This is a genomic window from Citrobacter sp. Cpo065 (genome assembly GCF_030332805.1).
In the GTDB taxonomy this organism is placed as follows: domain Bacteria; phylum Pseudomonadota; class Gammaproteobacteria; order Enterobacterales; family Enterobacteriaceae; genus Citrobacter; species Citrobacter portucalensis.
The window spans coordinates 201,119-225,988 of the sequence record NZ_JAOWHC010000020.1; the positions used below are offsets into that span (position 1 = coordinate 201,119).

General features: G+C 53.5%; 23 protein-coding genes. 9 read left to right on the plus strand and 14 right to left on the minus strand.

Annotated features, from left to right (window positions below; translation table 11 throughout):
- Nucleotides 1–8: 8 nt before the first annotated feature.
- Nucleotides 9–2,039: an alpha-amylase gene (malS, locus tag OGY68_RS03835; protein WP_057066857.1), complete on the minus strand. Its 2,031-nt coding sequence runs from the start codon at nucleotides 2,037–2,039 to the stop codon at nucleotides 9–11.
- A 316-nt stretch (nucleotides 2,040–2,355) separates the two neighbouring features.
- Here malS and OGY68_RS03840 point away from each other — a divergent pair, with 316 nt between their 5' ends.
- The gene (locus OGY68_RS03840; RefSeq protein WP_286616847.1) at nucleotides 2,356–3,180 is read left to right on the plus strand and encodes a protein bax; all 825 of its coding nucleotides are present in this window, start codon (nucleotides 2,356–2,358) and stop codon (nucleotides 3,178–3,180) included.
- Nucleotides 3,181–3,224: 44 nt separating this feature from the next.
- On the opposite strand, the gene xylR is transcribed toward OGY68_RS03840, so the two are convergent.
- Nucleotides 3,225–4,403, minus strand: coding sequence for a D-xylose utilization transcriptional activator XylR (gene xylR / locus OGY68_RS03845; protein WP_003827365.1), 1,179 nt, complete (start codon nucleotides 4,401–4,403; stop codon nucleotides 3,225–3,227).
- Nucleotides 4,404–4,764: 361 nt separating this feature from the next.
- Between xylR and xylA the strand changes: the two genes are divergently transcribed.
- From xylA to yiaB, 3 genes are all read left to right on the plus strand, one after another.
- The gene (gene xylA / locus OGY68_RS03850; RefSeq protein ID WP_048236992.1) at nucleotides 4,765–6,087 is read left to right on the plus strand and encodes a xylose isomerase; all 1,323 of its coding nucleotides are present in this window, start codon (nucleotides 4,765–4,767) and stop codon (nucleotides 6,085–6,087) included.
- A 71-nt stretch (nucleotides 6,088–6,158) separates the two neighbouring features.
- Nucleotides 6,159–7,613, plus strand: coding sequence for a xylulokinase (gene xylB, locus OGY68_RS03855; protein ID WP_057066855.1), 1,455 nt, complete (start codon nucleotides 6,159–6,161; stop codon nucleotides 7,611–7,613).
- Between the two features lie 167 nt (nucleotides 7,614–7,780).
- The gene (gene yiaB, locus OGY68_RS03860) at nucleotides 7,781–8,146 is read left to right on the plus strand and encodes an inner membrane protein YiaB (RefSeq protein ID WP_057066853.1); all 366 of its coding nucleotides are present in this window, start codon (nucleotides 7,781–7,783) and stop codon (nucleotides 8,144–8,146) included.
- Here yiaB and OGY68_RS03865 read toward each other — a convergent pair.
- Complete coding sequence (locus OGY68_RS03865; protein WP_057066851.1) at nucleotides 8,143–9,138, minus strand: acyltransferase; 996 nt, start codon at nucleotides 9,136–9,138, stop codon at nucleotides 8,143–8,145. The genes yiaB and OGY68_RS03865 overlap by 4 nt on opposite strands.
- A gap of 172 nt (nucleotides 9,139–9,310) precedes the next feature.
- Between OGY68_RS03865 and OGY68_RS03870 the strand changes: the two genes are divergently transcribed.
- The 3 genes from OGY68_RS03870 to glyS all read left to right on the plus strand — a co-directional run bounded on the left by OGY68_RS03870 (nucleotide 9,311) and on the right by glyS (nucleotide 12,705).
- Nucleotides 9,311–9,619 carry a YsaB family lipoprotein gene (locus OGY68_RS03870; RefSeq protein ID WP_057066849.1) on the plus strand — a complete coding sequence of 103 codons (309 nt, stop codon included), beginning with the start codon at nucleotides 9,311–9,313 and terminating at the stop codon, nucleotides 9,617–9,619.
- Nucleotides 9,620–9,714: 95 nt separating this feature from the next.
- Nucleotides 9,715–10,626, plus strand: coding sequence for a glycine--tRNA ligase subunit alpha (glyQ, locus tag OGY68_RS03875; RefSeq protein WP_001168551.1), 912 nt, complete (start codon nucleotides 9,715–9,717; stop codon nucleotides 10,624–10,626).
- 9 nt (nucleotides 10,627–10,635) lie between these two features.
- The gene (glyS, locus tag OGY68_RS03880) at nucleotides 10,636–12,705 is read left to right on the plus strand and encodes a glycine--tRNA ligase subunit beta (protein ID WP_057066847.1); all 2,070 of its coding nucleotides are present in this window, start codon (nucleotides 10,636–10,638) and stop codon (nucleotides 12,703–12,705) included.
- A gap of 113 nt (nucleotides 12,706–12,818) precedes the next feature.
- On the opposite strand, the gene cueP is transcribed toward glyS, so the two are convergent.
- The 3 genes from cueP to OGY68_RS03895 all read right to left on the minus strand — a co-directional run bounded on the left by cueP (nucleotide 12,819) and on the right by OGY68_RS03895 (nucleotide 14,328).
- Nucleotides 12,819–13,358, minus strand: coding sequence for a copper-binding periplasmic metallochaperone CueP (gene cueP, locus OGY68_RS03885; RefSeq protein ID WP_032945331.1), 540 nt, complete (start codon nucleotides 13,356–13,358; stop codon nucleotides 12,819–12,821).
- Nucleotides 13,359–13,545: 187 nt separating this feature from the next.
- The gene (gene cspE / locus OGY68_RS03890; protein WP_000014594.1) at nucleotides 13,546–13,758 is read right to left on the minus strand and encodes a transcription antiterminator/RNA stability regulator CspE; all 213 of its coding nucleotides are present in this window, start codon (nucleotides 13,756–13,758) and stop codon (nucleotides 13,546–13,548) included.
- A 279-nt stretch (nucleotides 13,759–14,037) separates the two neighbouring features.
- The gene (locus tag OGY68_RS03895; RefSeq protein ID WP_003827383.1) at nucleotides 14,038–14,328 is read right to left on the minus strand and encodes an HTH-type transcriptional regulator; all 291 of its coding nucleotides are present in this window, start codon (nucleotides 14,326–14,328) and stop codon (nucleotides 14,038–14,040) included.
- Nucleotides 14,329–14,708: 380 nt separating this feature from the next.
- Here OGY68_RS03895 and OGY68_RS03900 point away from each other — a divergent pair, with 380 nt between their 5' ends.
- Nucleotides 14,709–15,419, plus strand: coding sequence for a DUF3053 domain-containing protein (locus OGY68_RS03900; protein WP_057067488.1), 711 nt, complete (start codon nucleotides 14,709–14,711; stop codon nucleotides 15,417–15,419).
- A gap of 58 nt (nucleotides 15,420–15,477) precedes the next feature.
- On the opposite strand, the gene ghrB is transcribed toward OGY68_RS03900, so the two are convergent.
- The 6 genes from ghrB to OGY68_RS03930 form a co-directional block, all read right to left on the minus strand.
- On the minus strand, nucleotides 15,478–16,452 hold the full coding sequence (ghrB, locus tag OGY68_RS03905) for a glyoxylate/hydroxypyruvate reductase GhrB (protein ID WP_057067487.1): 975 nt from the start codon (nucleotides 16,450–16,452) through the stop codon (nucleotides 15,478–15,480).
- 22 nt (nucleotides 16,453–16,474) lie between these two features.
- On the minus strand, nucleotides 16,475–17,755 hold the full coding sequence (locus OGY68_RS03910; protein ID WP_003827389.1) for an MFS transporter: 1,281 nt from the start codon (nucleotides 17,753–17,755) through the stop codon (nucleotides 16,475–16,477).
- Between the two features lie 64 nt (nucleotides 17,756–17,819).
- Nucleotides 17,820–18,758: a sugar kinase gene (locus OGY68_RS03915; RefSeq protein WP_057067486.1), complete on the minus strand. Its 939-nt coding sequence runs from the start codon at nucleotides 18,756–18,758 to the stop codon at nucleotides 17,820–17,822.
- Nucleotides 18,759–18,761: 3 nt separating this feature from the next.
- On the minus strand, nucleotides 18,762–19,511 hold the full coding sequence (locus OGY68_RS03920; protein ID WP_057067485.1) for a sugar phosphate isomerase/epimerase family protein: 750 nt from the start codon (nucleotides 19,509–19,511) through the stop codon (nucleotides 18,762–18,764).
- 99 nt (nucleotides 19,512–19,610) lie between these two features.
- On the minus strand, nucleotides 19,611–20,627 hold the full coding sequence (locus OGY68_RS03925) for a LacI family DNA-binding transcriptional regulator (protein WP_005133828.1): 1,017 nt from the start codon (nucleotides 20,625–20,627) through the stop codon (nucleotides 19,611–19,613).
- Between the two features lie 104 nt (nucleotides 20,628–20,731).
- Nucleotides 20,732–21,394 (minus strand): OmpA family lipoprotein, encoded by a 663-nt coding sequence (locus OGY68_RS03930; protein ID WP_003827397.1) that lies wholly within the window; start codon nucleotides 21,392–21,394, stop codon nucleotides 20,732–20,734.
- Nucleotides 21,395–21,553: 159 nt separating this feature from the next.
- On the opposite strand from OGY68_RS03930, the gene OGY68_RS03935 reads away from it, so the two are divergent.
- Nucleotides 21,554–23,887, plus strand: a complete 2,334-nt coding sequence (locus OGY68_RS03935; protein ID WP_057067484.1) for a molybdopterin guanine dinucleotide-containing S/N-oxide reductase — start codon at nucleotides 21,554–21,556, stop codon at nucleotides 23,885–23,887.
- Here the strand turns inward: OGY68_RS03935 and OGY68_RS03940 are convergent.
- Both OGY68_RS03940 and tag read right to left on the minus strand, forming a co-directional pair.
- Nucleotides 23,856–24,296 carry an N-acetyltransferase gene (locus tag OGY68_RS03940; protein ID WP_008786424.1) on the minus strand — a complete coding sequence of 147 codons (441 nt, stop codon included), beginning with the start codon at nucleotides 24,294–24,296 and terminating at the stop codon, nucleotides 23,856–23,858. The genes OGY68_RS03935 and OGY68_RS03940 overlap by 32 nt on opposite strands.
- A complete protein-coding gene (gene tag, locus OGY68_RS03945; protein ID WP_003846107.1) occupies nucleotides 24,286–24,855 on the minus strand; it encodes a DNA-3-methyladenine glycosylase I in 570 nt (189 codons plus the stop codon). The genes OGY68_RS03940 and tag overlap by 11 nt, the downstream gene beginning before the upstream one ends.
- Nucleotides 24,856–24,870: the final 15 nt, after the last annotated feature.

A 24,870-nucleotide genomic window follows, 5' to 3' on the forward strand; every position in this document is an offset into this window, starting at 1 on the left:
TGTTGGGATCAGGGCTGACCGGCCCACACCACCATCACCTTATCGTCGCCATGCTCGCGGATAAATCCGTATCCCTGCTTCAATGTCAGCGTGGTCTGTTTACCAGCACCGATGGCGGGATGTCTGGCCCGGAACTGACTGATGCGCTGCCAGTGAGTGACGCTGGCGGCAGATTTCCCGGCCACATCCGGCCAGTTCATTTCTGAGCGCGTACCCTGCAATGGGTCTGAACCTGTTGGTCCAAAGGGCCGGGCCGATTCGTCGCCGTAAAAGAGTTGTACCGCGCCTGGCGCCAGCAGCAATAGCTCGGCGGCTTTGTCTCCACCTTCGCGGAACAGGCGCGTATCGTGCGAGGAAAGATAGCTCAGGACGTTGAAATCCTGTAGTTTTTCAGCCATTTGTTGCCAGGTGACATCCATATTTGCCAGACAATCGACGGCCTTTGCCGCCTGCTCCTGATAGTCGAAATTGATCATCGCATCAAAGCCGTGACGGTAATAGTCGCTTTGCATCACGCCGTGACCCCAGGCCTCGCCGGTCATCCAGAAAGGTTTGTCATCCAGCGCTTTATCCGGGTTCGCTTTCTTCCATTCAACCAGCGCCGCGCTGGCCTGTGTTTTTAACTGCTGCCAGGCGGGAAGTTCGACGTGTTTGGCGGTATCGACCCGAAACCCGTCAATCCCGTAATCACGCACCCACTGGCTGAGCCAGTGGGTCAGATAATCTCGGGGCGTGTAACCAGCAATAGCTTTAGCGTGCGTATCTGGTTTGTGTAGATAAAAGTTTGGCAGCCCGGAAGGCGTGGTGGATTCGGTTTTCAGATCGGGCAGGAAAGCCAGTGACATGGTCAGGTCGTCAAAACCCGGATTGTCGTAATCGCCAATATCGGTGCGGATCCAGTTTTTCCCCCACCATTTTTCCCAGCCTGCTTTATCGCTGAAGTTGATGTAATCATTAAAGCTGTGCCAGCTTTGCCCGGCGGCTGGCTTCCAGTCCGTCCAGCGTTCACCGAGCGTGTTTTTCAGTTCATCGCCCGACAAGTACAGGGCCCCAAACTGATACTCCTGCATATCCGCCAGCGTGGCGTAGCCGGTATGATTCATGACGACATCAAACAGGATGCGAATGCCGCGCTGGTGCGCGCCGTCAACCAGCGCACGCAGGTCAGCTTCATTACCCATATTCGCATCGAGCGTGGTCCAGTCCTGAGTGTAATAGCCGTGGTAAGCATAATGGGGGAAATCGCCTTTGGTGCCACCGCCGACCCAGCCGTGGATTTGCTCAAACGGCGCGCTGATCCATAACGCATTGACGCCCAGTTGTTGCAGATAGTCGAGTTTGCTGGCAAGACCGCGTAAATCGCCCCCGTGGAAGGTGCCAATTTCCTGCATGCCATCGCTGCGCCGACCGTAGCTGTGGTCGTTGCTCGGGTCACCATTTACAAAGCGGTCTGTCAGGACGAAATACACCGTAGCGTTATGCCAGTCGAAAGCGGCCGGGGCATCGGTTTCCGCCCGTTCCAGCAGCAACAGTCCGTTACTGGCTGCGGCAGGCTGTAGGGTAATTGTCCCATTTTTTACCGTTGCCGTTTTCTGGCTGTAGAAATCGCGCACCACGGCACCTTCCGGAAAGGTCTGGCTCACATCCAGTGTTAACGGCGAACCATCCCATTTCGGGCACTGGCGAATCTGGGTCGTGACAGGGTCTGCGGCGCTTTTTACCGAGAGCATCAACGTTGGCGTTCCGGAGCGGGTATCCACTTCCAGTGTGTAATCGCCGTCTTTGAATAAGCGCCACTGCGGCGGGGCGCCTTCACACGGTTTTAGCGACAGCATCTGGTTGAGTTTTATCGCATCAGCAGGCTGCCAGCACTGTTGGTCAAAATTTAGGATTAAAGGACGCGTACCCTTCGTCAACGCTGCATGGCTGACGAATTTACCCGTACCTTCCGCTTCGAAGGTGGGGAGTCCCTGAGAAGTCCATGATGAGGCGATGGCAATGCCGGGCATGAGCGCCAGCGCAACGGCGGCAAGTTTCATAATGCTGTCCTTGGTGCTGCGATTTTCGCCAGTTTGCCAGTGAAATCAGGTCGGAAACTCCTCCTTTGGGTCGATTCCGCCAGGAGGAGAAGTGAGGGTGAGCGATCGCGCGCAAAAAATGAACTCATTTTGCGATAACCTCCACATTTTCTTCGAATTAATAGCACCCTGAACCGTTAATGCGTGACATGGTTTCAGAATTGGACTATTCCTTTGGGTGCTCTTGACGGCTATTTTTGATATGATTTGAGATTCATCTCTCATTTTTGTGAAAAATATAAGGTGTTGGAATGTATAAATCCGACCAGGAGACCTAATGATATTGACTCCCATTCGACGATATGGGGCAATGATTCTTATGTTACTCACCGTTGCATTTTCGGGTGAGGTGCTGGCAAAGACACACACGGCGACAACGAGTCACAAGCCCCAGGTAATCAAGACAAGTAATACACAGGTAAGCAGTAAACAAGAGTATTCTCGCAATAGTGCAAAGAGTAGTTCACTTCCTGATTTGCGAAAATACCCTTCCGGAACACCAAGGAAAAAAGCGTTTCTCCGGACGGTTATGCCTTATATTACCAGTCAAAATGCTGCCATTACGGCGGACCGTAACTGGCTGATTTCAAAACAGTACCAGAACCGCTGGTCACCGACTGAGCGTACGCGTATGAAAGTCATCGCGAAGCGCTACAAGGTGAGCTGGTCTGGCAACACGCGTAAAATCCCATGGAATACGCTGCTTGAGCGCGTAGACATTATCCCGACCAGTATGGTGGCAACCATGGCTGCGGCTGAAAGTGGCTGGGGTACGTCGAAGCTGGCGCGTAGCAACAACAACCTGTTTGGCATGAAATGTGGCAAAGGTCGTTGTAATAATGCCCCGGGTAAGGTGAAAGGCTACTCACAGTTTGAATCGGTGAAAGAGTCGGTGAATGCTTACGTCATCAACCTGAACACGCATCCGGCTTACTCTTCATTCCGTAAGTCACGTGCGCAACTGCGTAAAGCCGATCAGGAAGTCACCGCTACCGCGATGATTCATAAGCTGAAGGGTTATTCCACTAAAGGACAGAGCTACAACAACTATCTGTTCGCAATGTATCAGGATAACCAGCGTTTAATCGCCGCGCATATGTAATTCTGTGTGCCGGATGGCGGCTTTGCCGCATCCGGCAATAATCCTCACAGCAACACTTCGCTGTTCACATCGCGATACTCTTTTGGCGTCGTGTCATACTCTTTCTTAAAGACCGAATAAAAGTATTGCAGAGACGGATAGCCGCACATCTGTGAGATTTCGTTGATTGAAAGCGTGGTAGATATCAACAGGCTGCGCGCTTTTTCCAGCTTTTCGGCATGAATCACGGCGTGGATAGTCTCTCCGACCTCTTCTTTAAAACGCTTCTCCAGATTCGAACGAGAAATCCCCACTGAATCCAGCACTTGTTCAACCTTAATACCTTTACAGGCATGGTTGCGGATAAAGTGCATCGCCTGAATCACCGCCGGATCGGTTAATGAACGGTAGTCGGTTGAGCGGCGTTCAATGACGCGCACCGGAGGAACCAGTGTACGTTGCAGCGGCAGCTCTTCATTTGCCAGTAAACGATGTAAGAGCTTAGCGGCCTGATACCCCATCTGCCTGGCTCCCTGAGCCACGGATGAAAGCGCCACCCGCGACAGATAGCGGGTCAGTTCTTCGTTGTCGATCCCAATCACACACAGCTTTTCCGGAACCGGAATATGCAGGTGTTCGCAAACTTGCAGGACGTGTCGTGCTCGTGCATCGGTAACGGCGATAATACCGGTTTGCGGCGGTAGTGTTTGTAGCCAGTCCGCCAGACGATTTTGCGCGTGCTGCCAGTTTTCCGGTGCGGTTTCCAGCCCCTGATAGACAACGCCGCGGTACTTCTCTTTGGCAACCAGCTGGCAAAACGCATATTCACGTTCCGCGGCCCAGCGTTTGCCGCTTGACGATGGCAGACCATAGAATGCAAAGCGGTTAACCCCTTTTTCCTTCAGGTGCAGGAAAGCGCTTTCTACCAACGCATGGTTGTCGGTGGCGATGTAATGTACCGGTGGATAATCTTGCTCCAGATGGTAGGAGCCTCCAACGCCGATGATGGGAACTTCAACATCGGCAAGTAATTGCGCAATATCATCATCGTCATAATCAGCAATAACGCCGTCGCCTAACCAGTCTTTAATATTATCGATACGGGCGCGGAAATCTTCCTCAATGAATATATCCCACTCGGATTGCGATGCCTGTAAATATTCACCCACACCTTCTACCACCTGGCGGTCGTAGGCTTTATTGGCATTAAATAGCAGAGTGATGCGGTGACGTTTATCAAACATAAGAACCTGTCCTGGAAAGGTTAACGTGGGCCTGTCGATACTAGCAAAATCGCAGGTACGACTGCTTGATGAAGCGTGACAAAATTCCTGATTGCCTGAGGCTACGCAAAATTTACATACTGGTCGCGGGATGACAATTGTCATTTTTTATCTGCGCATTACGGTTTTTTGTTTAATGACTAACCTTCGATCGCGATCGCTTTTTTATTTCTTTATTTAGCGCGTTTTTTTGGGAGCCAGCGCACGTTTGGGTATTCTCTTAATGGCGGTGTGAAATAACGTAATTGAGCAATAAATCAGGAAATTCCAGTATAGCCATATCGCAGTTTACTTGCCGTATTACCTGATTATGGAGCTTATTATGCCGGCTTATTTTGACCAACTCGATCGTGTTCGTTTCGAAGGCACTCAATCCACCAACCCGCTCGCATTTCGCCATTACAACCCTGACGAAATCGTATTGGGCAAGCGCATGGAAGATCATCTGCGTTTTGCGGCCTGCTACTGGCATACCTTCTGCTGGAACGGGGCGGATATGTTCGGTATGGGCGCTTTCGATCGTCCATGGCAGCAGCCTGGTGAAGCTCTGGCGCTGGCGAAACGCAAAGCGGATGTGGCATTTGAGTTTTTCCACAAGCTGAACGTGCCTTACTACTGCTTCCATGACGTGGATGTTTCGCCGGAAGGCGCGTCTTTGAAAGAGTACAAAAACAACTTTGCGCAGATGGTTGATGTGCTGGCGGCAAAACAGGAACAGAGCGGCGTGAAGCTGCTGTGGGGTACAGCAAACTGCTTCACTAACCCACGCTACGGTGCGGGTGCGGCCACAAACCCAGATCCAGAAGTGTTCAGCTGGGCCGCCACGCAGGTGGTTACGGCCATGGATGCCACGCACAAGTTAGGTGGTGAAAACTACGTTCTGTGGGGCGGCCGTGAAGGTTATGAAACACTGCTGAATACCGATCTGCGTCAGGAACGTGAGCAGATTGGTCGTTTCATGCAATTAGTCGTGGAACACAAACACAAAATCGGTTTCCAGGGCACTTTGCTTATCGAGCCGAAACCGCAGGAACCGACCAAGCACCAGTACGACTACGATGCGGCGACCGTGTACGGATTCCTCAAGCAGTTCGGTCTGGAAAAAGAGATCAAACTGAATATCGAAGCCAACCACGCTACGCTTGCAGGCCATTCGTTCCATCACGAAATCGCCACTGCTATCGCGTTGGGTCTGTTTGGCTCTGTCGATGCCAACCGCGGCGACGCACAGCTGGGCTGGGATACCGACCAGTTCCCGAACAGCGTAGAAGAGAATGCGCTGGTGATGTACGAAATCCTGAAAGCGGGCGGCTTCACTACCGGCGGCCTGAACTTTGATGCCAAAGTACGTCGTCAGAGCACCGATAAATACGATCTGTTCTATGGTCATATTGGCGCGATGGATACCATGGCGCTGTCGCTGAAAATTGCGGCCCGTATGATTGAAGACGGTGGCCTGGATCAGCGTGTGGCTAAACGTTATGCCGGTTGGAATGGTGAGCTGGGCCAGCAAATTCTGAAAGGCCAGATGACGCTGACAGAAATTGCGCAGTACGCTGAACAACACAACCTGGCGCCAGTGCACCAGAGCGGTCATCAGGAATTGCTGGAAAATCTGGTAAACCATTATTTGTTCGACAAATAACGGGTCTCTGAGAACGTCCGTAAGCCCGGTCAGCTAGCGCTACCGGGCCTTTCTTTAAGGAACGATGCCTTATGTATATCGGGATAGATCTTGGCACATCAGGCGTAAAGGCCATTCTGCTCAATGAGCAGGGCGATGTGGTGGCTTCAAAAACGGAGAAACTCACCGTCTCGCGCCCGCACCCGTTATGGTCAGAACAAGACCCTGAGCAGTGGTGGCTGGCAACGGATCGCGCGGTAAAAGCACTGGGTCAGCAGCATTCACTCCGCGAGGTGAAAGCGTTAGGGATTGCCGGGCAGATGCACGGCGCTACGCTACTGGATGAACGACAGAAGGTATTGCGTCCGGCTATCTTATGGAACGACGGCCGCTGTGCTGAAGAGTGCGTGATGCTGGAGAGTCAGGTTCCGCAGTCTCGTGCCATCACCGGCAACCTGATGATGCCTGGCTTTACCGCGCCAAAACTGCTGTGGGTGCAACGCCACGAGCCGGAGATTTTCAACCAGATTGATAAAGTCCTGCTGCCGAAAGATTACCTGCGTTTGCGCATGACCGGTGATTTTGCCAGCGATATGTCTGATGCTGCAGGGACAATGTGGCTGGATGTCGCGAAGCGTGACTGGAGCGATGTCATTCTGGCTGCCTGTAAACTGACTCGCGCACATATGCCTGCGCTCTATGAAGGCAGCGAGATTACCGGAACCTTATTGCCAGACGTCGCTAAAGCCTGGGGAATGCAGGAGGTTGCGGTTGTTGCCGGAGGTGGTGATAACGCGGCGGGCGCGGTTGGCGTAGGCATGATGAATGCCGGTCAGGCGATGCTTTCGCTGGGGACATCCGGCGTCTATTTTGCGGTGAGTGATGGTTTCCTTAGCAAACCGGAAAGTGCGGTTCACAGTTTTTGCCATGCTTTGCCTGAGCGATGGCATCTGATGTCTGTAATGTTAAGTGCGGCATCGTGTCTGGACTGGGCGGCAAAATTAACCGGACTGGCGAGCGTTCCTGCGTTGATTGACGCTGCGCAACAGGCGGATGAACACGCGGAGCCGGTCTGGTTTTTACCTTATTTGTCCGGCGAGCGTACGCCGCATAACAATCCGCAGGCCAAGGGCGTATTTTTCGGTCTGACACATCAGCATGGTCCGGCAGAACTGGCACAGGCGGTGCTGGAAGGTGTGGGTTTTGCGCTGGCTGACGGTATGGACGTGGTACATGCCTGTGGCGTTCAGCCCGCCAGCATTACGCTGATCGGCGGTGGGGCGCGTAGTGAATACTGGCGTCAGATGCTATCTGACATCAGCGGATTGCAGTTGGATTACCGTACCGGCGGTGACGTTGGCCCTGCTCTCGGCGCGGCGCGCCTGGCGCAAGTTGCCATGAATCCGCAAACGTCGTTATCAGAGTTACTGCCTCAGCTTACGCTGGAGCAGGCGCATTATCCTGACGCGGAGCGTCATGCTCGTTATCAACAGCGTCGAGAAACTTTCCGTCGTATCTATCAGCAATTACAACCGCTGATGTCCTGACCACTTTCCCCTCTGGCTAGCAGAGGGGAATTTGCTGCATATATATATTCACGAAAATAATAAGTTACACGTATGGATGTATTCTGAAAGTCCTGTGTAGTCGCTTTTTTCTGTGTTGTCTTTAGCGGGTTATTCATATTGTATCCATGATGGATAAGGAGATCCCAATGAAGACAACCAGGCTGTTGCCATGGATATTATTCCTCTCAGGCATACTGACTTACAGTATCGGTTTATGGCGTGCATGCCCGTTATTGAGCGGCAAGGGGTATTTTTTGGGGGCGCTGATGACGGGGATGTTCGTAACGTATGCCTATCAGCGCGCAGTAAATCTCAATCAAAACGATGAACGCTTCGTTTCCGTATGTCAGATGGTGGCGCTCATCACGGCAGGGCTGTTGCTGGTGGGGGTGTGGAATGCCCCGTTGGCGCCCTTCGAAATAGGGTTATACCCGGCAGCATTCTTCGTGTGTTTAATGGGGCAATTTTTACTGCAGCGTTCGCGTAATCAGGCGCTGCCTGGAGACACCTAACTCACCAGCCTACGCGTATCAATACGCTGCAACAGAATAGACAAAAGTAAACTTCCTGCCAGCGTGGCGCTGAAAATCCACAGTATATCCAGCGGTGGCCAGTTTTTGAGTTCAATTCCGTTGGTACGTAGTGCGTGAATGATCAGCGCATGAAAACCATAAATGCCCAATGAATGGCGAGAAATAAGGCCCAGTAGCGGCAGGGTACGTGTGCTGAGCGTATTTTTGACCAGCGTGAGGAGCGAGGCGGCGCAAATAAATACCGTTGGGCCGCAGTAGAGGTACCAGGTGTCGGCAAAATTGCCTCGCCAGCGCAGTTCATGCAATGTGCCACGAGAAATAATAAATACTGCGGTAATAAATACCGCCGCACAGAGCCAGCTGAGCGCACGCTTTTGCGTATCCATCATGCCAATCGCCCGGCCCAGCATGCCGTACAGGATGTAATAGAAAGTATCGCCACTGATGTACAGGTTGACTGGGAGCCACTCAAAGCCGCCGATTTTTTGCGAGACGGTGTTGGGATTGGCAATCACCCCAATCACAACCATGAGCGCCAGTAGCATCTTGCCGCTGATATTTTTCACCTGTATCAGCGGAGAAACCAGGTAAATGACGGCGATCGCGAAGAAAAACCACAGGTGATAGAACACCGGCTTTTGCAGCAGGTTCTTCAGCGACAGCTCAGCGTTGATCGAGGTAAACAGCAGGATATAGGCCAGCGCCACGCTGCTGTAAAACAGAATGCAAAGCGCGATGCGCAGGAAATGGCGCGGTTTGGCGCTACGCTCACCAAAAAACAGATAGCCCGAAATCATAAAGAACAGCGGAACGCTGACGCGAGAAGCTGAATTGAGCACGTTAGCCAGATCCCAATTCAACGGGCTGACGCTTTGCGCATTGGTGATGTACCAGGTTGTGGTGTGGATCATCACGACCATTAAACAGGCTATCCCGCGCAGGTTATCAATCCAGAAAATTTTGGGCTGCATCAGTTCCTCTGTGTCCATTAAAAAAAGTCTGACCGATATTTTGCGAACGTAGCTCACTGGAATAATCCGAGTTCTTACGCTAAAGCTTGAGATGGTCTGATGAGATTCTCAAAATAGGATCTGTTTCCAGACACTAATAATAAGACTGACCAGCAAACCAGGCGGTAATAAAATGATGATGAAGTATTTCTTTCCCGCGATCGCTGCCCTTTTGCTGGTAGCGTGCGCTGACACACAATCGTCTGCACCTGCGCAGAAAGCGCAAAAGGTTAAGGTCAGTGCCACACGTTCGCTGGATATGGAGTCATTGTGCAAAAATGAGGCGGCGCAACGCTACAACACTGGCGTGCAGAAAATTGATATCTCCGGCCTGGAGCAATTCCAGGGCAGCTATGAGATGCGTGGTTCTACCTTCCGTAAAGAGAGTTTTGTCTGCTCTTTTGATGCAGACGGGCAGTTTTTGCACCTTTCCATGCGCTAAGTTCCCCCTTTTTCCCGTTTCGTACTGTATATCTTGCAGCCAGCGGGTATACTGACCGCTTCCTTTAAATCCACACGTATCCAGCACGAAATAATATGCAAAAGTTTGATACCAGGACCTTCCAGGGCTTGATCCTGACCTTACAGGATTACTGGGCTCGCCAGGGCTGCACCATCGTTCAACCATTGGACATGGAAGTCGGCGCGGGAACATCTCACCCAATGACCTGCCTGCGTGCGCTGGGGCCGGAGCCGATGGCGACTGCTTATGTGCAGCCTTCTCGTCGTCCGACCGATGGCCGCTATGGCGAAAACCCGAACCGCTTACAGCACTACTATCAGTTCCAGGTAGTGATTAAGCCGTCTCCGGACAACATTCAGGAGCTGTACCTGGGTTCTCTGAAAGAACTGGGTATGGACCCGACCATTCACGATATCCGTTTCGTGGAAGATAACTGGGAAAACCCGACGCTGGGTGCCTGGGGTCTGGGTTGGGAAGTGTGGCTGAACGGCATGGAAGTGACGCAGTTCACCTACTTCCAGCAGGTTGGTGGCCTGGAATGTAAACCAGTAACCGGGGAAATTACTTACGGTCTGGAACGTCTGGCCATGTACATTCAGGGCGTAGACAGCGTTTACGACCTGGTCTGGAGCGACGGCCCGCTGGGTAAAACCACTTACGGCGACGTGTTCCATCAGAACGAAGTGGAGCAATCCACCTACAACTTTGAATACGCCGACGTGGACTTCCTGTTCACCTGCTTCGAGCAGTACGAGAAAGAGGCGCAGCAGCTGCTGGCGCTGGAAAATCCGCTGCCGCTGCCTGCGTATGAACGCATTCTGAAAGCCGCCCATAGCTTCAACCTGCTGGATGCGCGTAAAGCCATCTCCGTCACTGAGCGTCAGCGCTATATCCTGCGAATTCGCACCCTGACCAAAGCAGTGGCAGAAGCTTACTACGCTTCCCGTGAAGCCCTTGGCTTCCCGATGTGCAACAAAGACAAATAAGAGGCGGCCATGTCTGAGAAAACTTTTCTGGTGGAAATCGGCACTGAAGAGCTGCCACCAAAAGCACTGCGCAGCCTGGCTGAGTCCTTTGCTGCAAACTTTACCGCGGAGCTAGATAACGCTGGCATCGCGCACGGCAACGTTGAGTGGTTCGCCGCGCCGCGTCGTCTGGCGCTGAAAGTCGCGAATCTGGCGGAATCTCAACCCGATCGCGAAGTTGAAAAACGCGGTCCGGCCATTGCCCAGGCGTTTGACGCTGAAGGTAAACCGAGCAAAGCGGCAGAAGGTTGGGCACGTGGCTGCGGCATCACGGTTGATCAGGCTGAGCGTCTGACTACCGACAAAGGCGAATGGCTGCTGTACCGTGCGCATGTAAAAGGCGAAAGCGCAGAAACGCTGCTGCCAAACATGATCGCCACGTCACTGGCGAAGCTGCCTATCCCGAAACTGATGCGCTGGGGCGCGTCTGATGTCCACTTCGTGCGTCCGGTTCACACCGTGACCCTGCTGTTGGGCGACAAAGTGATTCCGGCAACGATTCTGGGCATTCAGTCCGATCGCGTGATCCGTGGACACCGCTTTATGGGCGAGCCGGAATTCACCATCGATTCTGCCGATCAGTACCCGGAAATCCTGCGTGAGCGCGGCAAAGTAATTGCGGATTACGCTGAGCGTAAAGCGAAAATCAAAGCCGATGCTGAAGAAGCGGCGCGTAAGATTGGCGGTAACGCTGATCTGAGCGAGAGCCTGCTGGAAGAAGTCACCTCGCTGGTAGAATGGCCGGTAGTGCTGACCGCGAAATTCGAAGAGAAATTCCTCGCAGTTCCGTCTGAAGCGCTGGTTCACACCATGAAAGGTGACCAGAAGTACTTCCCGGTTTACGCGAACGACGGCAAACTGCTGCCGAACTTTATCTTCGTTGCCAACATCGAATCGAAAGATCCGATCCAGATTATCTCCGGTAACGAGAAAGTCGTTCGTCCGCGCCTGGCGGATGCCGAGTTCTTCTTCAATACCGACCGTAAAAAACGTCTGGAAGACCATCTGCCGCGTCTGCAAACCGTGCTGTTCCAACAGCAACTGGGTACGCTGCGCGACAAGACTGACCGTATCCAGGCGCTGGCGGGCTGGATTGCTGGTCAGATTGGCGCGGATGTTAACCACGCAACGCGTGCTGGCCTGCTGTCCAAGTGCGATCTGATGACCAACATGGTCTTCGAATTCACCGACACCCAGGGTGTGATGGGCATGCACTACGCGCGTCACGATGGTGAAGCGGAAGATGTAGCTGTTGCGCTGAACGAACAGTATCAGCCGCGTTTTGCTGGTGATGATCTGCCGTCGAACCCGGTAGCTTGTGCCGTGGCGATTGCTGACAAGATGGACACCCTGGCGGGTATCTTCGGTATCGGTCAGCATCCGAAAGGCGACAAAGACCCGTTTGCGCTGCGTCGTGCTGCGCTGGGTGTGCTGCGTATTATCGTTGAGAAGAACCTGAATCTGGATCTGCAAACGCTGACCGAAGAAGCGGTTCGTCTGTATGGTGACAAGCTGACCAACGCCAACGTGGTGGATGACGTTATCGACTTTATGCTCGGTCGCTTCCGCGCCTGGTATCAGGACGAAGGTTATACCGTCGACACCATTCAGGCCGTGCTGGCACGTCGTCCGACTCGTCCGGCTGATTTTGACGCACGTATGAAGGCGGTTTCGCACTTCCGTACGCTGGAAGCCGCGTACGCGCTGGCTGCCGCGAACAAGCGTGTATCGAACATCCTGGCGAAGTCTGAAGAGACGCTGAATGACCGCGTGAATGCGGCAACGCTGAAAGAGCCGGAAGAAATTGCGCTGGCGATGCAGGTGGTTGTGCTGCGCGATAAGCTGGAGCCTGTCTTCGCTGCCGGTCGTTACCAGGAAGCGCTGGTTGAGTTGGCGGAACTGCGTGAACCGGTTGATGCGTTCTTCGAGAAAGTGATGGTCAACGTAGAAGATAAAGATCTGCGTATTAACCGTCTGTCTATGCTCGAAAAACTGCGCGAGCTGTTCTTGCGCGTGGCAGATATTTCTCTGCTGCAGTAACGACCCTGCGCTGACTTAGAAAATGCCGGATGGCGGCTTCGCCTTATCCGGCCTACGAGAGAAACACCAGTAGGCCGGATAAGCATTGCGCTATCCGGCATTTTTTTATGTTATTAGCGCAACTGCAATTTTGTCAGACAGGTCTGGCTGTCTTCCATCGTCTTAATAGGATACTCCGCCGTTTTACCGTTGTAGCTCACTGCGATGGTGCCTTCCATATTGCGCGGTAGCCATACCCCGACAAAGCCATTACGGCCGCTCTTCATCGCTTTTTGTACCACCACATCACCCTTGTTATCCGTCACTTTGACATTGAATGTCTTCTCCGGCATTTCGCCCTGGCAGCCAGAAAGGCTGTGGTTGAAGCAAGGATGTGTTTGCCATTCATACGGGGCAAACGACAGATAAAACTTGTCACCGAGCGGCAGGGTATAAACCTGATCGCCCGAAGAGAGCTTCAACGCGGTGCTGGTGATGGACGCGGAGTACGGCAGCGGGCGACTCTGCGGTGACTGATCAATCGTCTCTACGATTTGTTCGACGGATTTCCCGCTAAGCCCGTGTTCGGCCAGAAAAGTAGCTTCCGGCGTTGCCGCGAACGCAGTACCTGTAGTGAGCAAACCTAAAATCAGCAGCAGTGAGGATTTCGACATAGCTTCAATTCCTTGTGAAAATTGTGGAATATAGACTGGCTCACTATAAAGCTTACCCTTAGGGAAAGGTCAAAGGGGCGACGGGTAAAGTAATGCAAAGAAGCGTTTAGGTGGGATGTGCTGCGAAGTACAGATAAAAAAAATCCCCGCCGTTTGGCAGGGATTCAGAATTTTGAGCTTTTTAAGCTTACAGGCTGGTTACGTTGCCAGCTGCCGGGCCTTTAGCGCCGCTTTCGATGGTGAAGGAAACTTTCTGACCTTCGTCCAGAGATTTGTAGCCATCGTTCTGGATAGCAGAGAAGTGTACGAACACATCTTTAGAGCCATCGTCAGGAGTGATGAAGCCGAAACCTTTGTCAGCGTTGAACCATTTTACGATACCAGTCATTTTACCGGACATAGTGTATTACCTTTTAAAAAATAAGTGTGCCTTTCGGCGATATGGCGTGCTTTACAGATTTTTTAACAGTAAAGGAAATGCTCACTACGAAGGGTATCAACGATAACTCTTGAAGGGACTTGCCTTACTAACTGCTGTAATGGTCTGTACGTCAAACCGTTGAGGGCATTAACTCATTTTACGCATGTGGATGCAACTACTATTTTCTTTTTTGTGGATAACCTTCGTAAGAGAACGGCCCTGAAACAGGACCGTTCTTAAGCAAAATTGAAAAATAGTTCAATCCATCAGTTGCTTACTTAACCTAGGGTCTGCCTGAATCAGGCGCATTAACTTCAATTCGGTAGTGGAAGGCTTTACGCGTTTAGACTCCCATTCATGAACCATCGCGACCGTCACGCCCATCACTCGGGCAAAATCATCTGTTTTTAAACCTGTCCCTCGTCGTAGCTGTTCAAATTCGGTGAAAGGGTTGGTTTTTTGCGGCAGAGTGACCGTCTGCGATACATCTTTAAAAACAATCTGCTCCAGACTGCTTAGCAGTTCAAACATAGGATCTTTGTATTCCATTGAGAACTCCTACAAATCACACAGCGGGATCGTGAATTTCTTCGAAGCTCATTAAGAGTAGTCGGAAAAAATGAAGCCGGATTTAAGGGTTGTGTGATGGATTCGTTTCAGCGGATCGCAGGTGACAATCTTTTGCTGGCTAACGAACTGATAAAGGTCGGGATCTCCGAACGATCGATTCCGATTGTAAAGATGACTAAAATATGACGCCGAGTGGTAAATGCAGCATTGTTTAGCAAAACGAACGGTGGCGGGAACGGTTATTTTCCCCCACAAGATTACGCGGAAAGGGTATCTTGCGGGGCTGACCTGGACTATCCTTGTCAACGTCAGGCACGCGGGTGTCGTTGTGCGCATTTTTGGGTGAAAGGAGTATTAAAATGGCGACAGGTAAGTCCTGCTCTCGCTGGTTTGCGCCTGTTTTGGCGCTCTTAATGGTAGTTGGCCTGAGTGGGTGTTTTGATAAAGAAGGCGATCAACGCAAAGCGTTTATCGATTTTCTGCAGAATACTGCAATGCGTAGCGGAGAGCGTTTACCAACGCTGACCGCCGATCAGAAAAAACAGTTTGGCCCGTTTGTGTCCGATTACGCGATTCTGTATGGCTATTCGCAGCAGGTTAATCAGGCGATGGACTCCGGTCTGCGTCCGGTGGTTGATAGCGTAAATGCGATTCGTGTTCCTCAGGATTATGTGACTCAGCGTGAACCGCTGCGTCAGGCAAATGGTGCGCTAGGTGTATTAGGGCAACAGTTGCAGAATGCGAAACTACAGGCAGATGCTGCGCATGGCGCGCTGAAGCAGGGCGAAGATCTGAAGCCGGTCTTTGATCAGGTCTACAACAAAGTTGTTACTGCACCAGCAGAGGCCTTACAGCCGCTGATCCCTGCCGCGCAAATTTTCACGCAGCAGTTGGTGCAGGTTGGTGATTTTGTGGCACAGCAGGATACGCAGGTGAGCTTTGTCGCCAACGGTATCCAGTTCCCAACGCCACAGCAGGCAAGTCAGTACAATACGCTGATTGGCCCGTTGGCTGCTCAGCATCAGGCATTTAATCAGGCCTGGACTGCTGCGGTGAATGCCGCTCAGTAATTAAGATACGGTAATACATGAAAGGCCGGGTGAGCGTAAGCGCTACCCGGCCTTTTGTTTATGATGCGACCTGCGGGTTTACGCAGTTCTTCTCAACGTGTCCTTGCAGCGCATCGATTAAGTTATCCACCGCACAGGCCGCCATGTTGTAGCGCGTTTCGTGCGTGGCTGAACCAATGTGCGGTACGGCCACCACGTTGGGCAGTGACAGCAGCGGTGAGTCTACCGATAATGGCTCTTGCTCAAATACATCCAGGCCAGCGGCATGAATTTCGCCTTTTTGCAGGGCAGCAATCAACGCTTTTTCATCGACCACCGGGCCACGTCCGGCGTTAATGAAAATGGCGGAAGACTTCATTTTGGCAAACTGCTCGGTGCTGAACAGATGATGCGTTTCGTCGGTCAACGGCAGGATCAGGCAGACAAAATCAGACTCCTGCAACAGCGTATCGAGGTCGCAGTAACGTGCATTGAAGCGCTCTTCTGCTTCCTGATGATGACGGCGCGCATTATAGAGAATCGGCATGCTAAAGCCGAAATGCGCACGTTGTGCCAGCGCCAGCCCAATGCGGCCCATACCGACAATCCCCAGCGTTTTGTGGTGTACATCGGTACCAAACCAGTCCGGTCCGATACTTTTGGTCCATTCGCCGACCTTTACCCGTTCAGCAACTTCCACTACGCGGCGAGCGGTGCTTAACACCAGCGCCATTACCGTATCGGCGACGGTTTCCGTCAGCACGGTTGGCGTGTGCATCAACAGCACCTTACGCGCGTTGAGGGCATCGACGTCGAAGTTGTCATAGCCTACAGAAATCGTGGATGTCGCACGCAGCCTGGGCATTTTCTCCAGCAGAGCGGTATTAACGGCTTCACTGGAGCCCAGCAGACCTTCTGCATTGGCAAAAGCGTCGGCGTGCAGTGCGACCGTTTCCGGGCGCAGGTTAGGCACCTGAGTCACAGTAAAATGTTCTTCCAGGCGATGCAGTAAATCGCCAGGTAACGCTTTATAGAGAATAATGGACGGCTTCATGCGAATCTCCGTAAGTTAAAATTTAAGCGTGGCGTGCGCCAATAGGTAGCTGTTGATTATTAGCAGGCTTAACAATGAGAGTTAGCCACACTGAGACAAAAAGCGCTACCCCCATAAAAATGTACGAGGCAGACGGGCTGCCGGTAGCGCCATTGAGGTAGCCGACAAACCATGAACCAAAGAATGAACCTAGCGCGCCCATGCTGTTGATCAGCGCCATTGCCCCACCGGCGACGTTGCGCGGCAGCATTTCCGGGATGATGGCGAAGAAGGGACCATAGGGGGCATACATTGCCGCGCCTGCAATAACCAACAGCGTGTAAGAAATCCAGAAGTGGTCTGCGCCTACGGCCCAGGAGCCGATAAACGCGAACGCCGCGATCAGTAACAGTGGCCAGACAAACAGCTTACGGTTTTGCAGCTTATCGGACGCCCAGGAGACGAGGATCATCGCCGCCGTTGCCGCCAGATACGGTACGGATGACAGCCAACCAACTTCCACCATCCCCAGGTTTGCGCCGCCGTTGCGGATAATCGACGGCAGCCACAGGACAAAACCATAGACGCCAATACTCCAGGCGAAATACTGCATACACAGCAGGATGACGTTACGTGAGCGGAAAGCCTCGCTATAGTTACGTACGGCTTTGATGCCTTGCTGCTCTTTTTCCAGTTGTGCCTGAAGAGCGGCTTTTTCAGATTCTGACAGCCAACCGACCTGAGACGGTTTGTCTTTTACCAGCACCCACCAGCAGAACGCCCAGATGATGGCCGGGAAGCCCTCGATGATGAACATTTCTCGCCAGCCCAGCGCCTGAATCAGGTAACCGGAAACCACGGACATCCACAGGACGGTGACCGGATTACCGAGGATCAGGAAAGTGTTTGCGCGCGAGCGTTCAGATTTCGTAAACCAGTTGCTGATATAAATCAGCATTGCCGGCATCACGGCGGCTTCAACGACGCCAAGAATAAAGCGGATGGCGGCAAGCATTGGAATATTGCTGACCATGCCTGTTAACGACGCGCATGCGCCCCAGAGGATCAGACAGACAAAAATCAGTTTTCGTACGCTGCGGCGTTCAGCGTAAATTGCGCCCGGGATCTGAAAGAAGAAATAGCCGAGGAAAAACAGCGCGCCCAGCAGGGAAGAGATCCCCTTGGTAATGCCGAGATCCTCGTTGATACCGGCGGCGGAGGCGAAGCTGAAGTTCGCGCGGTCAAGGTACGCCAGGCTATACGTGATAAACACGATTGGCATGATGTACCACCAGCGTTTTGCTGCATTAGTTGAGCTATTCATAGACTGCCCTCTGGTTATGCTGATACGCCGCCTCTGTATGTAGGGTACAGAGTTGGCCGGGAGTTTATTCCCCTAATTGTTCACGTGTGGGTAATCCTTCGCTGTCGCCCTGAACCTGAATGGCCAGTGCGCCAATTTTATTGCCGCGTGTCACCGCCTGATGCAACGAGTGGCCTTCCAGCAGGGCGCTAATAACGCCTACGGCAAAGCCATCTCCTGCGCCGACCGTATCGACCACGTTGTTGACTTTTACCGGTGCCACGCAGCCTTGTTCGCCGCTGGCGGTTTTGTACCAGGCGCCATCAGCCCCGGTTTTCACGATCACGGCCTTCACGCCATGGCGCAGATAAAAGTCGGCGATGGCTTCAGGCGTTTGCTGACCGGTTAAAATCATGCCCTCTTTTAACCCTGGTAAAACCCAGTCTGCCTGGAATGCCAGCCGGTTCAGTTTTTCCACCATTTCGGCTTCGCTTTTCCACAGCACCGGGCGCAAATTCGGGTCGAACGAGATGGTCTTCCCCTGGGCCTTCATGGTGCGGGCGGTATGCGCCAGTAGTTCATAAGAGCTGGCAGAAAGCGCTGCCGCTACGCCACTCAGGTGCAGGTGGCGCGCGCTGGCGAAATAGTCCTCGTGATAATCTTCAATGCTGAGGTGGCTGGCAGCGGAACCTTTACGGAAATATTCCACAATGGGATCGGTTCCATTTTCGACCTTAGATTTAAGCTGAAAGCCAGTAGCGTAACGCCCGTCCTGGGTGACTCCCTGCGCATCAATCCCTTCTTTTTCCAGCGACTTAACGATAAAACGTCCAAAACTGTCGTTGCCTACACGGCTCACCCAACCGACCTTCAGGCCCAGACGGGCAAGACCGGTCGCTACGTTAAGCTCCGCGCCTGCAACGCGCTTGATAAACTGCTCCACATCCGCCAGTTCGCCGGTTTGCGTGGCGACAAACATCGCCATCGCTTCACCAATAGTGACCACATCCAGTGAATTTTTCATGCGTTACTCCTCGCGTAACAGCTCAACGTAGCGGCGGGTAACCGCCACCAAATCCTGCCCTTCCAGGGGGAACTCAATGCCGCGTGGGACATCGTTGGGCAGCGTTTTTAGCAGCGCCAGCCAGCGCGGATCGGCTTCATCAGGCGGTACGGCGCGGTAGCTGTCGTGATATGCAACTGCGGCTTTGACATGGATATAGCCAACGGTTGACGCCAGGTTTTGTGCTGCTTCTTCCGGGGAGTCGCCCACCCACAGCCAGTTGCCCATATCGAAGGTCAGAGATATCGGCAGGTTTTGCGCCTGACAGGCTTCGTTAAAGCGCTGCATTGGCTGCAGGCGTCCGCAGTCGGTCTGATCGTTCTCGACAACCAGCTCCATTCCGCTGTTGTCCAGCCATTGGCGTAGAACGTCGAACTGTTCGGTATAGGAAAAATGGCCGAGGGAGACTTTTAACCACAGTGCCTGCAAGGCCTGCGCTTCCTCAAGTAGTTCTGGAAGACGGGGGTTGAGGTTACCATCCTCAAGGAACAACGGTTCAGGCGCTGAGTAACAGGCCAGCAGGCCGAAGATTTCGATCGCAGAAGCCATCGTTGACAGCGTCTTCAGCTCGGCGTCGCTTAATAGCTCGCGGCGGATTTCGACGCCGTCAGCACCGGCTTCAGCGATGATGGGCAGCATTGCCGTTTGCCCGCCTGCGGCCCGTACCTGGTCATGCCCGTAAGCGGCGGTGACCACCATAATTTTTCTTTTCATGGAAACTCCAGACTAGCGTTCTTGTTATAACGCTAGATGGAACCGGTTCCAAAGGAAAGCCTATGATATCGAATTTATGATCACCATCACGAAGGTAATTTAACGGGCGGTAGAGCCGCGCACGATCAGCTCGCCGGAGAAGACCTGTTCCTGAATGGCAGCGGATCCGCCATCAATCCGGCGCACAACCTGCTCAACGGCGGTGTAACCAATCTGCCAGGTGGGTTGTTTCAATGTGGTAATACCAACGCCCGCCAGCTCGGCCCATTCCAGCTCGTCAAAACCGAGTAGGCCAATGTCGCTCCCCCAGTTGAGGCCAATGCGTTTCAGGGCGCGGGCTACTTGTAGCGTGAGGGCACCGTTGGCAGAGATAACGGCTTTGCGCATTCCACGATGCTGCTGGTGAAACTGGCGCAGGGTGTCGTCCAGTTGCGTATTGTCCGTGAGCGGGACTTCGGCATTTTGCGCGATAACGCCGGGGTATTGCGCGAGCGTGGCGCGAAAAGCGCTCAGGCGTTCGCGGCGGGTATTCACCATGCCGAGTGGTTCGCTGAGGAACAGGATGGCTTCAAAACCTTGTTCGACCAGATGTTCGGTGGCAACCGTTGCCGCCTGGGTGTTATCCAGCCCGACCATATCACAGGCGAAATCGGGAATTTTACGGTCAATCAGCACCATCGGCAGCGCAGACTGTTGCAGGCGGTTCAGCCCCTCTTCGCGCATCCCGACGGCGTTGACCACAATCCCTTCGACCTGGTAGCTGCGCAGCAGATCGAGATAATGCAGCTCCTGATCCACTTCGTTGTTGGTGTTACACACCAGCGGGGTAAAGCCTTTATCGCGACAGGCGGCTTCAATACCACTTAGCACGTTGACGGAGTAGGGATTAGTAATATCGGCGATGATCAGGCCAATCAGGCGGGTACGACCATGTTTCAGGCCTCTTGCCATCAGGCTGGGACGGTAGTCGAGATCGGCAATGGCTTGTTCAATGCGGGCCAGCAGCGCGTCGGAAAGCAGGTGCTTTTCACCGTTGAGATAACGTGAAATGCTGGTCTTGCCGGTTTTTGCAGCTTTCGCCACATCGCTGATGGTTGCCCGTGTTGATTTGCTCATCGCTGATTTCCCTGAATTTGGTGACAACACCTTAACGCGAAAATCAACGATGGCAAGTGCTTCATGCCGGATGGATACGGTCTGCTTCCATCCGGCACAAAACGTTACTGGATCGGGCTTAAGGTAATTTCTACGCGGCGGTTTTGCGCTTTACCTTCCGCTGTGCTGTTACTGGCGATCGGATTTGCCGGGCCCATACCCTGAGTGCGGATGCGGTTAGCTGCGACCCCTTGAGTGATCAAGGCACTGGCTACGGAGTCTGCGCGCTGCTGCGACAGACGCATATTCAGATCCTGGCTGCCGGTGCTGTCGGTGAAGCCCAGCACGTTGACGGCGGTTTTATTGTACTCTTTCAGTACCATCGCCACGCCGGTCAGGGTGTTAGCACCCGCAGGCTTCAGGTTGGCACTGCTGCTGTCGAAGGTGACGTTGTTTGGCATGTTCAGAATGATGTTATCGCCACTGCGCGTCACGCTGACGCCCGTTCCCTGCATTTTTTCGCGCAGTTTCGCTTCCTGCACGTCCATGTAATAGCCGATACCACCGCCAACGGCCGCGCCAGCCGCTGCGCCAATCAGTGCGCCTTTGCCGCGATCTTTCTTCGAAGAAGAGAGTGCGCCAATGCCCGCGCCGACCAGAGAGCCAATACCTGCGCCAATGCCGGATTTACCTGCTTCGCGTTCGCCGGTGTAAGGGTTTGTTGTGCAGCCAGAAACCGCCAGGGCGCCGCTCACGATGGCAGCAATAACAAATACACGTTTCTTCATCTTAATTCCTTAATGACTTTTTCTTCTTTGCCACAGCGACCGTGGCGGTTGATTATGACGTGTGAACATGAAGAAAATTCCAGGGAAGACTCTGAAATTTGTAAGTAACATTGAACGGCATAATAAATAATCCGTCACATCGCATTCAGGAGCGCCATCTTGGCTAATTCACCCGCACATTACTCGGTGTTAACTGCCGCCCACTGGGGACCAATCCTCGTCGACACTGATGGTGAGACGGTTTTCTCCTCGCGTGGCGCGCTGCCCACCGCTCATCCCAACTCTTTGCAAACCGTGGTGCGCGACCAGGTTCACAGTAAAACGCGGGTACGTTTTCCGATGGTGCGTAAAGGGTTTCTCGCCTCGCCGGAAAACCCACAGGGCGTACGTGGGCAGGATGAGTTTGTTCGTGTCAGTTGGGACGACGCGCTGAATCTTATCCATACGCAGCATAAACGCATCCGTGACAGCTACGGCCCGGCCTCAATTTTTGCCGGTTCGTACGGCTGGCGTTCCAACGGCGTGTTACACAAAGCGGCGACCCTGTTACAGCGTTATATGGCGCTGGCGGGCGGTTATACCGGGCATCTGGGGGATTACTCGACGGGGGCTGCGCAAGCGATCATGCCGTACGTGGTGGGCGGGAACGAAGTTTACCAGCAGCAAACCAGCTGGCCGGTGGTGCTGGAGAACAGCGAGGTGGTGGTGTTGTGGAGCGCCAATCCGCTGAATACCCTGAAGATTGCCTGGAACGCGTCCGATGAGCAGGGCCTCGCGTACTTTGAGGCATTGCGCGACAGCGGTAAACGGTTGATCTGTATCGATCCGATGCGATCGGAAAGCGTCGATTTCTTTGGCGATAAGATGGAATGGATTGCCCCGCATATGGGGACCGACGTAGCGCTGATGCTAGGCATCGCGCATACGCTGGTGGAAAACGGCTGGCATGACGAGGACTTTCTCGCCCGGTGTACCACCGGATATGACCGTTTTGCCGACTATCTGCTGGGTAAATCTGACGATGTTGCAAAAACGGCAAAATGGGCGGCAGAGATTTGTGGCATTCCGGCAGCGAAGATACGCGAACTTGCGGCGATATTTCACCAAAATACCACCATGCTGATGGCCGGATGGGGCATGCAGCGCCAACAGTATGGCGAGCAGAAACACTGGATGATTGTCACCCTGGCCGCCATGCTCGGACAAATCGGGACGCCAGGCGGCGGTTTTGGGCTGTCGTACCATTTTGCCAACGGCGGCAACCCAACGCGCCGGGCTGCGGTGCTGGCTTCAATGCAGGGCAGCGTTAAAGGCGGCACCGACGCGGTAGATAAAATCCCGGTGGCGCGAATTGTCGAAGCGCTGGAAAATCCCGGCGGTTTTTACCAGCACAACGGCATGGACCGTCATTTCCCGGACATCCGTATGCTGTGGTGGGCGGGCGGGGCTAACTTCACCCATCATCAGGACACTAACCGTTTAATTCGCGCCTGGCAAAAACCGGAGCTGGTGGTCATCTCGGAGTGTTTCTGGACCGCCGCAGCAAAGCATGCCGATATCGTGCTGCCAGCAACCACCTCCTTTGAGCGTAATGATTTGACCATGACTGGCGATTACAGCAACCAGCACCTGGTGCCGATGAAGCAGGTCGTACCGCCGCAGGACGAAGCGCGAAATGATTTTGATGTCTTTGCCGAGCTGAGTGAGCGCTGGGAAAAGGGCGGATATGAACGGTTCACCGAAGGTAAAAGCGAACTGGCGTGGTTGGAGACTTTTTACAATATTGCCGGGCAACGTGGGGCCAGTCAGCAGGTGACATTGCCGCCTTTCGCCGAGTTTTGGCAGCGCAACGCCCTGATCGAAATGCCGGAAAACGCCGCCAGCGCGCAGTTTATCCGTTTTGCGGATTTTCGCCGCGACCCGCAGGCGCATCCGCTGAAAACGGACAGCGGGAAAATTGAAATCTACTCCGCGAGGATTGCAGGTTACGGCTACGCGGACTGCGCGGGACACCCGATGTGGCTGGAGCCGGATGAGTGGTTCGGTAACGCCGAACCGGACCAGCTACAGCTGCTTTCCGCCCATCCGGCGCACCGTTTGCATAGTCAGCTTAACTACAGTGCGCTACGGGAGCAGTACGCGGTAGCGGATCGTGAGCCGATAACGATTCATCCGCAGGACGCCCACGCGCGCGGCATTGCGGATGGCGATACGGTCAGGGTGTGGAACCAGCGCGGGCAAGTTCTGGCGGGCGCGGTGGTGACGGCGGGTATTAAACCCGGCGTCATCTGTATTCATGAAGGCGCCTGGCCTGATTTGGATCTCGCAGCGAACGGTATTTGTAAAAATGGCGCCGTCAACGTACTGACCAAAGATCTCCCCAGCTCGAAGCTGGGGAATGGCTGCGCGGGCAACACGGCGCTGGCGTGGCTTGAAAAATATAGCGGACCAACGTTGGCGCTTACGGCGTTTGATCCGCCTGCCAGCCCATAATCCACGTGGGGTGGTGAGTCTCTTCCTGCCATGCGCCGTCTTCAATGCGAAAACCCAGCGCATGGTAGAAGTTCACCGCTGATTGATTCTTCTGGTAGACCTCAAGGCTGAGTATCGAAAAGCGCTGCTGCACATGCTGCACCAGCGCTTTGCCGATCCCGCTTCTGATGGCGGCAGGTGCGACAAACAGCGCGCCGAGAAAGCGGTCGTCAATCACGCTGGCAAAGCCTTTGAGCTCGCCTTCTTCTTCCCAAACCCAGGTTTGCGCGGCTGGCAGATAAACATCCCGCACCACGGATTCACTTTCGCGCCAGTAGCGCTCTTCGATAAATGGATGGGCATGGATTGTGCTTTCCATCCACAGCGCCAGAATTGACGGCAGATCGTCAGCCTTGGATTCACGAATCATGTTGTTCTCCCGGATAACAGATGCAGCTGGTGACATGGTCGTTGACCAGGCCGCACGCCTGCATAAAGGAGTAACAAATGGTGGTGCCGACAAACTTAAATCCGCGTTTTTTTAACGCTTTAGACAGCGCGTCTGACGCAGGCGTGGAGGTGGGAATATCGCTCAGGTTGGCGGCACGAGTCACTTGCGGTTGGTTATCAACAAATGACCAGACGAATTCGCTAAACGACTCTCCGTTTTGCGCCATCGTCAGAAAAGCGCGAGCGTTGCCGATAATGGCCTGAATTTTTCCGCGATGACGAATAATGCCTGCATCCAGTACCAGCCTTTCCACATCCTCTTCGGTCATGGCCGCCACTTTTTCCGGGTCAAAATGGTGGAAGGCGTGGCGATAGTTTTCCCGTTTCTTGAGCACGGTAATCCACGATAACCCGGCCTGCTGGCCCTCAAGGCAGATCATTTCGAACAGCTTTTTACCATCGGTTTCGGGGACGCCCCATTCCTTGTCGTGGTAGGCAATGTAAAGTGGGTCCTGGCTGACCCATCCGCAACGCTGCATATTCTTCCTCGCTGT

Excerpts from the sequence above, each read along its gene's own strand:
- malS (WP_057066857.1), bottom strand. The coding sequence starts at position 2,039 with ATGAAACTTGCCGCCGTTGCGCTGGCGCTCATGCCCGGCATTGCCATC.
- OGY68_RS03840 (WP_286616847.1), top strand. The coding sequence starts at position 2,356 with ATGATATTGACTCCCATTCGACGATATGGGGCAATGATTCTTATGTTA.
- xylR (WP_003827365.1), bottom strand. The coding sequence starts at position 4,403 with ATGTTTGATAAACGTCACCGCATCACTCTGCTATTTAATGCCAATAAA.
- xylA (WP_048236992.1), top strand. The coding sequence starts at position 4,765 with ATGCCGGCTTATTTTGACCAACTCGATCGTGTTCGTTTCGAAGGCACT.
- xylB (WP_057066855.1), top strand. The coding sequence starts at position 6,159 with ATGTATATCGGGATAGATCTTGGCACATCAGGCGTAAAGGCCATTCTG.
- yiaB (WP_057066853.1), top strand. The coding sequence starts at position 7,781 with ATGAAGACAACCAGGCTGTTGCCATGGATATTATTCCTCTCAGGCATA.
- OGY68_RS03865 (WP_057066851.1), bottom strand. The coding sequence starts at position 9,138 with ATGCAGCCCAAAATTTTCTGGATTGATAACCTGCGCGGGATAGCCTGT.
- OGY68_RS03870 (WP_057066849.1), top strand. The coding sequence starts at position 9,311 with ATGATGATGAAGTATTTCTTTCCCGCGATCGCTGCCCTTTTGCTGGTA.
- glyQ (WP_001168551.1), top strand. The coding sequence starts at position 9,715 with ATGCAAAAGTTTGATACCAGGACCTTCCAGGGCTTGATCCTGACCTTA.
- glyS (WP_057066847.1), top strand. The coding sequence starts at position 10,636 with ATGTCTGAGAAAACTTTTCTGGTGGAAATCGGCACTGAAGAGCTGCCA.
- cueP (WP_032945331.1), bottom strand. The coding sequence starts at position 13,358 with ATGTCGAAATCCTCACTGCTGCTGATTTTAGGTTTGCTCACTACAGGT.
- cspE (WP_000014594.1), bottom strand. The coding sequence starts at position 13,758 with ATGTCCGGTAAAATGACTGGTATCGTAAAATGGTTCAACGCTGACAAA.
- OGY68_RS03895 (WP_003827383.1), bottom strand. The coding sequence starts at position 14,328 with ATGGAATACAAAGATCCTATGTTTGAACTGCTAAGCAGTCTGGAGCAG.
- OGY68_RS03900 (WP_057067488.1), top strand. The coding sequence starts at position 14,709 with ATGGCGACAGGTAAGTCCTGCTCTCGCTGGTTTGCGCCTGTTTTGGCG.
- ghrB (WP_057067487.1), bottom strand. The coding sequence starts at position 16,452 with ATGAAGCCGTCCATTATTCTCTATAAAGCGTTACCTGGCGATTTACTG.
- OGY68_RS03910 (WP_003827389.1), bottom strand. The coding sequence starts at position 17,755 with ATGAATAGCTCAACTAATGCAGCAAAACGCTGGTGGTACATCATGCCA.
- OGY68_RS03915 (WP_057067486.1), bottom strand. The coding sequence starts at position 18,758 with ATGAAAAATTCACTGGATGTGGTCACTATTGGTGAAGCGATGGCGATG.
- OGY68_RS03920 (WP_057067485.1), bottom strand. The coding sequence starts at position 19,511 with ATGAAAAGAAAAATTATGGTGGTCACCGCCGCTTACGGGCATGACCAG.
- OGY68_RS03925 (WP_005133828.1), bottom strand. The coding sequence starts at position 20,627 with ATGAGCAAATCAACACGGGCAACCATCAGCGATGTGGCGAAAGCTGCA.
- OGY68_RS03930 (WP_003827397.1), bottom strand. The coding sequence starts at position 21,394 with ATGAAGAAACGTGTATTTGTTATTGCTGCCATCGTGAGCGGCGCCCTG.
- OGY68_RS03940 (WP_008786424.1), bottom strand. The coding sequence starts at position 24,296 with ATGATTCGTGAATCCAAGGCTGACGATCTGCCGTCAATTCTGGCGCTG.
- tag (WP_003846107.1), bottom strand. The coding sequence starts at position 24,855 with ATGCAGCGTTGCGGATGGGTCAGCCAGGACCCACTTTACATTGCCTAC.